The sequence below is a fragment of the Curtobacterium sp. MCPF17_002 genome, assembly GCF_003234115.2.
Lineage (GTDB): Bacteria > Actinomycetota > Actinomycetes > Actinomycetales > Microbacteriaceae > Curtobacterium.
Window position 1 is genome coordinate 1,661,209 of sequence record NZ_CP126251.1, and the last position, 11,706, is coordinate 1,672,914.

Genomic DNA, 11,706 nt, shown 5'->3' on the forward strand with positions numbered 1-11,706 from the left:
TCAGGTGTGCACGGGGAACGCCGCGGCGACGTGTGTGCGGACCTCGGTGAGGACGGCCTCGCGCATGACCGGGGAGAACAGCGCGTGGTCGCCGCCGGTCACCCGGACGACCTCCAGCCGTCCGGGCCACCGTCGCTCCGCCCGCTGTCCGCCGAGCCGGTCGAACAGCTCGGCGTCCTCGGGGGCGGTGATGAGGAGGACCTCGGTGCCGTGCTCCACGAGGGGGCGCACGTGCCCGGCGACACCGCCCATCCGGTCGCGGCGAGCCACGCGGTCGCGGACGGCCTTCGGCACCACGGCGTTCCACCAGCCCCGGATCCGGAGCCGTGCGGGCGACGGCTGGGCGACGGTCCGCGCGGCGTCCGCGAAGGCACCGGCGGTGGTCAGGTGCCGCCGGTAGTCGTTCGGGCTGATCTCCACGACGAGGCGCGGGGACTCCTCGGTCGCACGGCCGGCGAGCCACGCGCCGGCGCACATGCCGACGAGGACGAGCCGTTCGGACGGCACCGCGAGGGACGCCAGGACGGCGGCCTGGTCGTCGAGCCACTCCTGCGTGTAGAAGAACGAGCGCTCGTCGCCGCGGACCGGGGTGCTCTCACCGGTCCCACGCCGGTCGACCCGCACCACACGGGCGCCGTCCCTGGCGAGGGAACGGGCGAGGGTGACCTGGTAGTCGGACGCGCCGACGCGGTGCTCTGCGCCGCCGCTGTGCAGCACCACGACGGGCGCGTGCTCGGACTGCCCGGACGCCACGGTCTCGATGGCGAACAGCCCCTCGGGACCGAGCGCGAGGATGCGTTCCGACACCCGGGCGTCGACGTCGAGCACCTCGGTGAGGGCCGGGAGCACCGTCGGCACCGATGCCTCGGGAGCCCACGAGTCCACCCGGTCGACGACGGCGTCGACCGCGGAGCCCGGGATCACCGCGACGATGCTCGTGCCGTCGAGGAGTTCGGCGCTCCCGGCGACCTCGGTCGTCGGGACGGTTCCGAGGCCCCGGGGCGCGGTGGTCCCGGGTCGGACGAGTGCGTGGGTCGGGCCCGACCGGGGAACGAAGGTCAGCGCGGCGAGGACCGCGGCCTCGGCCGGTTCGACGTCGATCCCGACGAGGCTCTCCACGCCGTCGACGACCCGGTCGGCACCGATCGTGATCGCGGCGAGGGCACGCTGCCCGCGCAGCCAGGCACGACCCGAGGCGGGGGCGTCCCAGACGACCAGGCCGTCGCTGTCGTCGGCGGCCGCGGCGGCGACGAGCGCTGCCGACGCGAGCCCGACGAAGGTGATCTGGTCCACACCGCTGGACCGCAGCAGCGCTGCGGCGTGCCGGGCGGACCTGACCTGTGCGTCCGGAGCACCGTCGGGCGCGGCGTCGCCACGTCCGGACGGGTCGTAGCGCACCGAGGCCACGCCACGCGCCTCCAGGCCGTCGGCCAGCAGACGGAGCGTGCGGTACGCGATGACGCCCTCCTGCCCGAGCGGCGGGCAGATCACGACGCCGGCGCGCGCCGCCGGTGGCAGCTGGAGGGCCACCCGGAGCGCGGGGTGACCCGACCAGCCGTGGTGGGTGCTCACAGCGCGAGGGCCGTGCGGACCTCCGCCGGCCAGGTCTCGGGGTCCGTGCCGTGGGCGGCGAACAGGGCGATGGTGATGCGTTCGAGACCGAAGGCGATGCAGGCGCTGTGCGCGACCTCGCCGTCGGCGGTGCGGATGTCGAACGAGGTGCCGAAGTGGTCCTCGTGCAGGTTCGCCGAGCTGATCGCCGTCCAGGGGTGGTCCTGGCCGTACACCGGGGTGACGAACTCGAACTTGAGCGACTGCTCCACCTGGTTCCGGGCGAGCATCTGCCCGACCCGGCCGAAGAACGGGTCGTTCGCGGGGACGACGTCGATCTCGAGGCCGAACGACTCGAGCAGGGTGCGCATCACCGCGATCCGCCCGTCGCGGTGTTCCTTCGCGGTCTCCGGGGTGCCGATGTGCACGAACTCGTGCATGTGGAACGCCTGCAGCCGCATCGGGTCGAGCGACGGCTCACGGCGGAACGAGTCGCCCACGATGTCGAACATCCGGCCGCGCTCCGGCAGCGTCCCCGAGACGAGGCCGTAGACCGGGTGGCACACGGCGGGTGTGAGCATGAGGTCGGCGGGCTCGAGGAAGGACTCCCAGCGTTCGCCGCGCTCCCGGGCCGCGAGCAGGGCGCGGTGGGTGCGGTCGTCGCCGGTGAAGGCCGAGACGGACGCGGCGAGGTCCGGGAACGACGCGATGTAGTCGGTGCGCTCGAACGCGGCGAGCGGCTCGACGGGCGGGAAGCGGAGGACGTCGGCGTCCAGGTCCGCCTGGTTCCGCACCACGGCGGCGTCGACGGCCTGGTAGACCCGCTCGAAGACGCCGGAGCGGCCGTACAGTCCGGGGGAGCCGAGGTCGATGAGGACGCCGTCGTCCAGGAGGCGCGCGCGGAGCTCGGCACGGGCGACGTCGATGTCGGCCGGGTGCGTCGCGCGCGCCGCAGCGGCGGCGGTGCTGGTCGTTGCTGTGCTGGTCGGTGCGGTGGTGGTGATGGGGGTGGGTGCTGTCGTGGTCACAGGATTGCTCCGCTCATGAGTGCCAGGCTGGCGTCGTTCTGGAGGAGACGGTCGTTGCTCACCATGACGGCGGCACCGTGGGCGTCTCGGAGGAGTCGGGCCGTGCTGAGCGGCCCGGTGGCGGCGAAGCCGGCGATGCCGACGATGCGCATGGCCCGGGTGACGATCTCGGTCACCCGCTCGGACGCGTTGACCTTCAGCGCGTTCGCGGCGAGGACGTACGCCGTCGACTCGAGTACGGCCGGGTCGCCCTCGACGGCGTCGAAGCGGTCGGCTGCGTGCCGGACCGTGTCCGCGAGCGCCTGTAGGTCGACGAGGACCTCGGCGAGCCGGAGCGCCCCGGGCGGGGTCTGCCCCACGGTGGCACGGGCCCGCCCGCGGACGGCTCGACGGGCACGGTCGGCGGCCTCGGCGGCGAAGCCCAGCCACACCGATGCCCAGAGGACGTGCGACACCGGCAGGACCGTGCGGGCCGAGATCGTGGCGTAGTCGTCGCGGAGGACGCGGTCCTCGTGGGTCTCGGTGTCGAGCACCCAGCCGTTGCTGCAGGTGCCGCGGAGTCCGAGCGTGTCCCACGTCGAGGTCTGCGTCAGGGTCGTCTCGGACGGCAGGCAGACGACGAGGCGCTGATCGGAGGCCGCGGCGTCGAGGTCGCGGCGGGCGGTGACGAGGATCGCGTCCGCCTCGGTCGCGTAGGAGATCACCGGGGCGTCCTTGCGGAGCCGGATCCGTCCCGCGGCGTCGACCTCGATCGCGCAGGTGCTCCGACGGGTGTCGCCGCCGATGCCCTTCTCCGTCGTCGAGGACGCCAGCAGCGCGCCGGAGGCGACCGCACGGATCATCGTCGCCACACCGGCGGACCGGCCGCCGTGCCGCCAGAGCGCCATCGCCTGGCCCTGGTGCATCGCGAAGACCATCGCCGTGGCACCGCAGGCCCGGCCGAGCTCGGTCGCGATCACGGAGAGTTCGGCGAGGGTCGCGCCCTCACCGCCGAGGGCCACCGGCACCGCTGCGGCGAGGAGCCCGTGTTCCTTCATCGCGGCGATCGCCTCACGCGGGGGCCGGGCGTCGCGGTCGACCTCGTCGGCGAAGTGCGCGGCGATGTCGGCGACGAGGGCGGTCCGGGCGGCGAAACGGTCCGGCGACGCTGCCGGAGCCGGAGCCTGGGCCTCGGCCTGGGCCTGGGCCTCGGACGCGGTCTCGTGCGTGGTGTCCTGTGTCGCCCGGTCGAGGACCGGCGAGATCACGAGCTCAGCTCCGCCGCAGCGGTGATCGACTCGATGGTGGCGAAGGTCGAGCGGTTGAGCACGGCGTCGGGGAACTCCACGTCGAGTTCGTTCTCCACGGCGAGCATGACGTTCACGGTCGCGTGCGAGGTGAGACCGAGCGCGTAGAGATCGGCGATCGACGCCACGTCCATGGCGTCGACGCTGAGGCGCCCGTGGTCGGCGAGTGCCCGTCGGACGGCGAGTTCCGCCGTCGGGGTTGCGAGTGCGACGGAGGTCGCTGCTGTGGTCGGGTCCTGGTCCATGCCCGCAACGATAAGGAGCACGGCGGCCCGGAAAACCGCCGTGCGGGTGCGCGAAACCGCACACGGTTCGCAGTTGCTGAGCGGCCCCGCAGCAACGCTCGCAGGACCCGGACGGGGACTGGCCTCGACGGTGCCGACACGGCCCCGGAGCGGGTCAGCGCGCGGTCAACGCCACCGCGGTCGCGACCGCCAGACCGCGCTCATGGGACAGCGAGACGGCGATCGCGTCGCACCCGATCGACTCCGCGAGTGCCGCGGCCCGGCCGTGCAGCTCGACGATCGGGGCACCGGCCGCGTCGAGCAGGATCGCGACGTCGGTCAGCGGGATCGCGTCCGACCGCTCGGGGCGGAGGAGCTTCACCACCGCTTCCTTCCCGGCGAACCGGGCGGCCAGACGCTCCGGGTCGTCACCGGTGTCAGCACGCTCCTGCGCGGTGAACACCCGGGTCAGGTACCGGTCGCCGTGGGTGTCGATGCCGGCGATGACGTCCTCGACGGCGGCGAGGTCGGTGCCGGTCCGGATGGTGGTCATGGGAGCAGGCTACGGCGGGTCCGCGCCGCGCGGGACGGTCAGCGGCGTGCGCCGTGCGCTCAGCGGTACTGCGGCGGCCAGTCGAACGCCGGGGGCAGGCGCGGGACCTCGCCGATCGACGTCACCGCGAGCACGATCTCCCGACGGTTCGTCAGCTCGATCGTCCGCGGGTTCCCGATGAACCGGTGCCCGTCGACCCAGACCGTCAACTCGCCGCGCAGCCCGCCCACCCGCCAGGCGCTGAGCGGCACACCCCACTCGTCGAAGAACTGCCCGAGCGTGAAGGCCCTGCGCGTCGGTGACTCGACGTGCAGGATCCCGGAGGTGTCGTGCGTGTGGAGCTGCGCGGCGAACCGCAGTCGGTCCGAGTGGCCGACGTTCGCCGGCACCGTCACCGGTGTCGCGCCGTCGAGGACCGTCAGGTGGGTGTGCACGTGCTCCGCGAGGCGTTCGCCCCAGACGTTCCGGAGCGCGGCCGCGTCGGCTCGCTCGGACAGTGCGGTCGGGGCGGGCCAGGACACCGCGGACCGCGCCGAGCGGCCGTCCGCCGGCGCGCCGATCCCTGCCGTGCTGCCCGCGGCTGCCGTCCTGCCTTCGGCCGGAGCCGTACCGCCGACGAGGAGCGCCAGGACGGTCAGCACCGCCAACGCCAGCCCGACGACGGACGACCTCACCACTTGTCGTGCACGCTCGCCCGGAACCACTCGTCGTAGAGCTCGCGGACCGTCTCGTCGAGGCCCGGCACCTCCGGCAGGTCGCCGGCGCCGGCGTTCGACCGCGCCTGCTCGGGGTTGCGGGCGCCCGGGATCGCCGCGGTCACACCCTCCTGCGCGACGATCCAGGCGATCGCCGCCTGCGGGACCGAGACCGCGTCCGGCAGGGACGCGGCGAACGTCTGCGCCGCCTGGACGCCGTCCTCGAAGTCGACGCCGCTGAACGTCTCGCCCTGGTCGAAGGCCTCGCCGTGCCGGTTGTAGCTGCGGTGGTCCTCCGGCGCGAACACGGTGTCCGGACGGTACTTGCCGGACAGCAACCCCGATGCCAACGGGACGCGCGCGAGGATGCCGACCTCTGCCTCCAGGGCCGCCGGCAGCACGCGGTCGAGCGGTTTGAGGCGGAACGCGTTGAGGATGATCTGGACGGTCGCGACGCCGGGCCGGGCGATCGCGGTGAGCGCCTGGTCGGTGGTCTCGACGCTGACGCCGTAGGCGGCGACGGAGCCGTCGGCGACCAGCGCGTCGAGGGCGTCGTAGACCGCGTCGTCCTCGTAGACCGGGGTCGGCGGGCAGTGCAGCTGCACCAGGTCGAGGGTGTCCTGGCCGAGGTTGCGGCGCGACCGGTCGACCCACTCGCGGAAGTTCGCGGCGACGTAGCTCGACGGGACCTGCTCGGCGCGGCGACCCATCTTCGTGGTGATCGTCAGGGGGACGTCGGGGTTCGCGGCGCGCCAGGAGCCGATGAGCTGCTCGCTGCGGCCGTCGCCGTACACGTCGGCGGTGTCGAAGAGGGTGACGCCGGACTCGACCGAGGCGTCCATGACGGCGTTCGCGTCGGCTTCGGAGACGGGACCCCAGTCACCGCCGAACTGCCAGGTACCGAGACCGACGACGGACACGGGGCGGCCGGTACGGCCGAGGGTGCGACTCTGCATGTGGCGAGCGTACCCATCGCGCGCTGCGTTCCGTCCTCAGCCCGGCGTCGACACCCCGCGCCGGAGGACCGCACGCGCCGCCCGCGCCCGGGGGATCACCCAGCAGGCGCTCCACAGCCCGAGCCCGAGCCACAGCAGGATGAGCATCGTCGTGATGACCGGCCCGTGCTGGTCCCGCATCGACCAGGTCATCGCGATCCAGAGCGTGCTGAGGACGATCTTCCCCCAGCCCGCCCCCTCGCGCTCGGCCTGCGCCTGCACGAGCGGGATCCACCGTTCGGCGGGGACCTCCGGCGGGACCTGCCCGTCCACGATCCAGTCGCGGACGACCACCGACTCCGCGTAGCCGCCCTCGGTCCGCCACGACCGGAGCTGCAGCACGACGGCGATCGCGGCCCCCACGGCAGCGGACGGGACGCCCGCCGTCACCAGGACGGCCGGGGTCGCCTCCGTCCACGACGAGGCCACGAGCACCACGAGGACGACGCCGAAGGCGGCGCCGGCCGCGCCGTTGCCGAGGAGGCGCAGCCGACCGGCCTCGTCGATGACGCCGACACCGTTCACGCTCGCGGACCGTTCACCTGCAGGACGCTACCCGCGTGGGGTGGGTGGTGCGTGGACGTCGGACTGGAGGCGCGGTGCGGGGCCGCCACGCGCCTCCAGTCCGGTGTCGGTCCGGTCCAGGGCGTTCGGACCCCGTAGGATCGCGGCAGAGGGCCTTTAGCTCAGCTGGTAGAGCGCCACGTTTACACCGTGGATGTCGTCGGTTCGATCCCGGCAGGGCCCACGTGGGAGCCCGGTGGCCCGCTAGCGTTCGAGTTCGTCCTCGACGAACGTCGGCCGTCCGAGCGTGAGAGCCGGGATCGCTGCCGAGAGCGCGACCCCGAGGAGGAAGAGCAGCGGCAGGGTCCAGCCGCCACTCACGTCGTGGAGCAGCCCGACCAGCAGGGGACCGAGCGCACCCAGGGCGTACGCGGTGCCCTGCGCGAAGCCGCTCAGCGCGACCGTCCCGCCGGCTGTCCGCGTGCGGACGTTGATGAGCACGAGACACACCGGGAACAGGATCGATCCGCAACCGATCAGGAGCACCCACACCAGGGTCAGTCCCGCCGGTGCGAGCAGCAGGCCGAGGTACCCGACTGCGAAGGCCACGACACCGGCGGCGATGAGCCAGCCGACGTTGCGCAGCCGAGGCACGAGCAAGGGCGCGAGGAGTGACCCGGGCACGCTGACCAGCCCGGTGACCGCGAGGAGCGCCCCCGCTTCGGTCGGCGTCGCGCCGGCGACGTCCTGCAGGATCTCCGGCAGCCAGGCGAAGGCCGCGTAGGTGCAGATCGCACTCGACGAGAAGAGCGCGGTGACCGACAGCGCAACCCCTGATCGCCACAGCTTCGTGGCGGTGGCGGCTGGCTGCGGTTCGACGGGCTCGGGACCCGAGAGCCGGGACCGGCGATGCTGCGCGAGGACGATCAGCCACGGAACGAGCGCTGCCGCCGAGGTCACGGCCCAGACGGCGAGCGAGGCACGCCACCCGGAGTGCTCCGCGATCGGCGCGGCGAGGGCGGCGGGCACCGCGGTGCTCACCCCGACGATGCAGGCGTACACCGCGGTCAGCAGGGCGACCCTGTCCGGGAAGTACCGCCGAACGACGGAGGGCAGCAAGACGTTGCCGATCCCGGTGCCCGCGAACGCGAGGACGCTGCCCACGAGCAGCACCGTGATGCCCGGAGCGACGGCACGGACGAGGTGCCCGGCCGTCATCAGGACCAGCGCGAGGACGATCCCGCCCTCGATCCCGAGGTGTCGTGCGACGCGCGGCGCCGTGAACCCGGACACCGCGAACAGCAGTGGGGGCAACGTTCCGAGGAGCCCGACGTCGAGGTCCGAGACGGGGATGTCGATCCGGACGGCATCGATGATCGGCGAGATCGCCGCGACCGCCTGTCGGAGGGTGAACGCCACGAGCAGGATGCCCAGCAGCGCGGCCGTGCGCCCCGCCCACAGCGGGAGGCGACGATTCTCGAGCATCAGTCGAGCCTAGGGGCGCCGGCCCGGCCGCGGTCAGCCTGAGGTGACTCCCGCCGCACGGTCCTCGGCAACGTCGTCGTACCGCTCACGGTGCTCGGACACCTCGTCCATGTGCGCTTCCGCCCAGAGCTTGAGGTGTCGCACTGTCTGCTGCAGCGACAACCCGAGCGGCGTGAGCTCGTAGGAGACGGTCACGGGAACGGTCGCCATGGCGGTCCGCGTGAGCAGGCCGTCGCGTTCGAGCGCGCGGAGTGTCTGCGAGAGCATCTTCGGACTCACCCCGGCGAGGACCCGCGCGAGTTCGCTGTACCGCATCGCCCGAGGTTCGCCGTGGCAGTCCGGACCGCTGCCGAGTGCGGTCAGGACCAGGGTCACCCACTTGTCAGCGATCCGGTCGAGCAGTCGTTGACTCGGGCACACCGCCAGGAACGCGTCGTAGCGCACCTTCTCGGCCGCACGCTTCGCCGCAGCGGTCATCGTGGCCATCAGTCGTCGTCCTCCGCACCACCTGACGGGTACCTACGCACTCGTGGGTAACTCCTTCCGCCCGGGTAGTCCCATCGTCCATCGTGGAAGCCATCCGCACAAGCGGCGATCTCCTCGAAAGGCTCCTCGTGAACACTCCTGCACCCACACTCCCCGGCGGCACCTGGCAGCTCGGCGACCTCACCGTCTCGCGCTTCGGCTACGGCGCGATGCAGCTCGCGGGGCCGGGCGTGATGGGTCCTCCCGTCGACCCGACCGCCGCGGTCGCGGTGCTCCACGAAGCGATCGCGTCGGGCATCACCCACATCGACACGGCGCTGACCTACGGCCCCGAGCTGGTGAACGAACTCATCCGCGACACCCTGTCGCCGTTCCCGTCCGCCGTGCACGTGGCGACGAAGGTCGGCGCGGAACGCACCCCCGAGGGCGGGTGGCCCCCTGCCCGGACTCCTGACCAGCTCCGGCGGCAGGTCGACGAGAACCTCCGCACGCTCGGAGTCGACACGCTCGACCTGGTCAACCTCCGTCTCGGCAACGCGTTCGGTCCGGCGCCCGAGCGGATCGACGATGCGTTCCAGACGCTCGCCGACCTCCAGCAGCAGGGGCTCATCCGCCACCTCGGCGTCAGCAACGCGACGGCCGACCAGATCGCTGCGGCGCGGACGATCGCCCCGATCGTCTGCGTGCAGAACGGGTACAACCTGGCGCACCGCTCTGATGACGCGCTCATCGACAGCCTTGCCGCCGACGGGATCGCGTACGTGCCGTTCTTCCCGCTCGGCGGTTTCAACGCCGCGCAGTCCCAGACGGTCACGTCGGTCGCGACCCGGCTCGGGGTCGGCGCCACCGCAGTGGCGTTGGCCTGGCTGCTCCACCGATCGCCGAACGTGCTGGTGATCGCAGGGACGTCATCGGTGGACCACCTGCGCGAGAACCTGGCAGGGGCTGCGGTCGTGCTCGACGAGCGCGACCTGCGAGACCTCGACGGGATCGGTACCGCTCCTCGCTGACCACGCCGGCGACGGCACCGCGCTGAGGTCTGAACGTGCTGCTCCCCGGCTCGGGTGGAAAGCCGTCGTTGCCGGGTGGACGACGATCCTCGGTGATCCTCTATCGTGATCGCGTGGGGGAGCAGCTCGACTGGTGGCGTGGTCCTGGTGACGACGCGGAACCGTACCCGGCGAGGGTGCAGCCTCGGGGATCGCGCAGGTCGAGGACGCCGGGCGTGGTCGACCTCGTGGTCACGAGCGTCTCGTTGGCTGCGGCCTACGTCGCCGCTCCCGTTGCCTGGTTCTGGGTCGTGCTCAGCCAGATGGCCTTCGACGGCTGCTCTGGCCGGATCGTGCGTTGCAGCTTCGACGTGGGCACTGTGGTCGTCATCGGGCATCCGATCGTCACGGCCACCGTCGCCGTCATCGGGACGTGCTGGTCTGCCGTCCGTCGCCGGAGACATCGACCAACGTGGTTCGTCGGCCTGGCCACGCTCGGCAGCGTCCTGGGGGCGTTCGTCGCAGCCGAGTTCGTGACGCACGTCGCTTCCAGCGGCCACCTGTTCTGACCGCTGGCTCGGCCGGTTGGCGCAGCCTCAGCGACCGGGTGCCTCCCTCGACGTTCTTGCAACCGACGCTGATGTCCTGGGCCGGTAGGGGAATGTCTCGCTGGGAAGCCGACGACGATCGTCCGGTGATCGACCTGCTACCGGGCTGAGCCGAGTGGAACCACGCGGCCCGTCTCGCTCGAGGACCGGCTTCGGGACGTTCACGGGCCACTTCGCCGTGCAGGATGGTGGGATGCGCTTCGACGAGGTTCTCTCCCGGTCCGACGGCCCAGCGATCGCCGAGGAACTCGCCTCGTTCCGCACTCCTGGCCGTTACGTGCTCGATGGAGTGCACCAGGTGTCGGTGCGCGAACACTGGCAATTTCGCCTTGACATCGACGACGTTCGGCAAGCCTGGACGCTCGAACTCTCGGACGGGTCGGTCAGCTCGTACAGCGACGGTGTGCTGCACGACGGAGACGGCGACTTCGACGAGTCGTTCGAACACAGCACGGCGGCTGGCGGAGTCGTTCGCATGGCGTCACCGACCCAACTGCTCTGGTGGGGCCGCGGCTCGGAGAGCCTTTCCCCCGTGCTCGTGCAGCATGTCGGAGCGCGCTCGATCCTCGTGACGTTCGAGCACCGAGAGGACCCGGCGTTCCGCACGACACTCGTGGTGGACGAGTACGACGGAATCGCGCGACGTCGAATGGAGCTCGGCGAGGTGACATTCGTGACTCGGGCGCGACCTGTGGCGGTGGACGAGGTCTTGGCCCGAGCGACGTTCGAGCCGCTCACGGATTGGCTCCGCCCGTCCTACTGACAAGCGGAATCGCCCGATCCGACGCACCCGGCCAGCGACCCTCGGCCGGGAGGTCGCGGGCGTGCTGTCGTCGCCTGCGACCGCGCCTTCGTGTGTCTCACTCAGGTCGGGCCCCTCAGGTCGGGTCCCTCAGCTCGGGCCTCTCAGGTCGGGAGGCCGAACGTCGTCAGGTGGTCGTTCGGCAGCTGCGTCGTCAGGTTCTCCCACGTCCCCTTCGGCACGGCTTCGTGTACCACCGCGAACACGGCGCGTGCCCCTTCGCGGGCGGTGGGCTCGTCGACGTCGGCACGCTCGGCGACCCGTCGGACGAACTCGTCGGCGGCGAACGACTCCGGTTCCTCGCGCGTCTCCGTCAGGGAAGTGCGCAGGTCATCCGGCAGCTCCGCGGCGACGGCCTGGGCCTCGCCGCCGCTGAGACGCTCGGCCAGCGTGCGGAGCGTCGCGTCCGTGATCGGACGTGCGCGGGTCCGCACGTGCGTGATGTCCGCGCGTTGTGCGACGAGATCGACGAACTGTCCAGTGTCCATGGGGACCTCCCG

The 11,706-nt window shown here is 72.1% G+C and carries 14 protein-coding genes and 1 tRNA gene; 4 read left to right on the forward strand and 11 right to left on the reverse strand.

What is annotated here, in order from left to right:
- From DEJ28_RS07775 to DEJ28_RS07810, 8 genes are all read right to left on the reverse strand, one after another.
- Positions 1-1,572: an alpha/beta hydrolase gene (locus tag DEJ28_RS07775; RefSeq protein ID WP_111116239.1), complete on the reverse strand. Its 1,572-nt coding sequence runs from the start codon at positions 1,570-1,572 to the stop codon at positions 1-3.
- A complete protein-coding gene (locus DEJ28_RS07780; protein ID WP_258368118.1) occupies positions 1,569-2,579 on the reverse strand; it encodes an amino acid--[acyl-carrier-protein] ligase in 1,011 nt (336 codons plus the stop codon). The genes DEJ28_RS07775 and DEJ28_RS07780 overlap by 4 nt, the downstream gene beginning before the upstream one ends.
- Positions 2,576-3,826 carry an acyl-CoA dehydrogenase family protein gene (locus DEJ28_RS07785; protein WP_220034640.1) on the reverse strand — a complete coding sequence of 417 codons (1,251 nt, stop codon included), beginning with the start codon at positions 3,824-3,826 and terminating at the stop codon, positions 2,576-2,578. The genes DEJ28_RS07780 and DEJ28_RS07785 overlap by 4 nt, the downstream gene beginning before the upstream one ends.
- Positions 3,823-4,110 carry an acyl carrier protein gene (locus DEJ28_RS07790; RefSeq protein ID WP_111116237.1) on the reverse strand — a complete coding sequence of 96 codons (288 nt, stop codon included), beginning with the start codon at positions 4,108-4,110 and terminating at the stop codon, positions 3,823-3,825. The genes DEJ28_RS07785 and DEJ28_RS07790 overlap by 4 nt, the downstream gene beginning before the upstream one ends.
- Positions 4,111-4,264: 154 nt before the next feature.
- Positions 4,265-4,642 carry a holo-ACP synthase gene (locus DEJ28_RS07795; RefSeq protein ID WP_111116235.1) on the reverse strand — a complete coding sequence of 126 codons (378 nt, stop codon included), beginning with the start codon at positions 4,640-4,642 and terminating at the stop codon, positions 4,265-4,267.
- Positions 4,643-4,701: 59 nt separating this feature from the next.
- Positions 4,702-5,316, reverse strand: a complete 615-nt coding sequence (locus DEJ28_RS07800; protein ID WP_111116233.1) for a hypothetical protein — start codon at positions 5,314-5,316, stop codon at positions 4,702-4,704.
- Positions 5,313-6,293, reverse strand: a complete 981-nt coding sequence (locus tag DEJ28_RS07805) for an aldo/keto reductase (RefSeq protein WP_111116231.1) — start codon at positions 6,291-6,293, stop codon at positions 5,313-5,315. The genes DEJ28_RS07800 and DEJ28_RS07805 overlap by 4 nt, the downstream gene beginning before the upstream one ends.
- A gap of 36 nt (positions 6,294-6,329) precedes the next feature.
- Positions 6,330-6,857, reverse strand: a complete 528-nt coding sequence (locus tag DEJ28_RS07810) for a hypothetical protein (RefSeq protein ID WP_111116229.1) — start codon at positions 6,855-6,857, stop codon at positions 6,330-6,332.
- A 150-nt stretch (positions 6,858-7,007) separates the two neighbouring features.
- On the opposite strand from DEJ28_RS07810, the gene DEJ28_RS07815 reads away from it, so the two are divergent.
- Positions 7,008-7,080: transfer RNA gene (locus tag DEJ28_RS07815), tRNA-Val, on the forward strand.
- 20 nt (positions 7,081-7,100) lie between these two features.
- Here DEJ28_RS07815 and DEJ28_RS07820 read toward each other — a convergent pair.
- Both DEJ28_RS07820 and DEJ28_RS07825 read right to left on the reverse strand, forming a co-directional pair.
- Positions 7,101-8,321 (reverse strand): MFS transporter, encoded by a 1,221-nt coding sequence (locus tag DEJ28_RS07820; RefSeq protein WP_111116227.1) that lies wholly within the window; start codon positions 8,319-8,321, stop codon positions 7,101-7,103.
- Between the two features lie 33 nt (positions 8,322-8,354).
- Complete coding sequence (locus DEJ28_RS07825) at positions 8,355-8,807, reverse strand: winged helix-turn-helix transcriptional regulator (RefSeq protein WP_111116225.1); 453 nt, start codon at positions 8,805-8,807, stop codon at positions 8,355-8,357.
- Positions 8,808-8,935: 128 nt separating this feature from the next.
- Between DEJ28_RS07825 and DEJ28_RS07830 the strand changes: the two genes are divergently transcribed.
- From DEJ28_RS07830 to DEJ28_RS07840, 3 genes are all read left to right on the forward strand, one after another.
- Positions 8,936-9,817 carry an oxidoreductase gene (locus tag DEJ28_RS07830; RefSeq protein WP_111116223.1) on the forward strand — a complete coding sequence of 294 codons (882 nt, stop codon included), beginning with the start codon at positions 8,936-8,938 and terminating at the stop codon, positions 9,815-9,817.
- Between the two features lie 215 nt (positions 9,818-10,032).
- Positions 10,033-10,365, forward strand: a complete 333-nt coding sequence (locus DEJ28_RS07835) for a hypothetical protein (protein WP_111116221.1) — start codon at positions 10,033-10,035, stop codon at positions 10,363-10,365.
- Between the two features lie 232 nt (positions 10,366-10,597).
- Positions 10,598-11,167, forward strand: coding sequence for a hypothetical protein (locus DEJ28_RS07840; RefSeq protein WP_111116219.1), 570 nt, complete (start codon positions 10,598-10,600; stop codon positions 11,165-11,167).
- 143 nt (positions 11,168-11,310) lie between these two features.
- On the opposite strand, the gene DEJ28_RS07845 is transcribed toward DEJ28_RS07840, so the two are convergent.
- Positions 11,311-11,694 carry a DUF2267 domain-containing protein gene (locus DEJ28_RS07845; protein ID WP_111116217.1) on the reverse strand — a complete coding sequence of 128 codons (384 nt, stop codon included), beginning with the start codon at positions 11,692-11,694 and terminating at the stop codon, positions 11,311-11,313.
- Between the last annotated feature and the right edge of the window lie 12 nt (positions 11,695-11,706).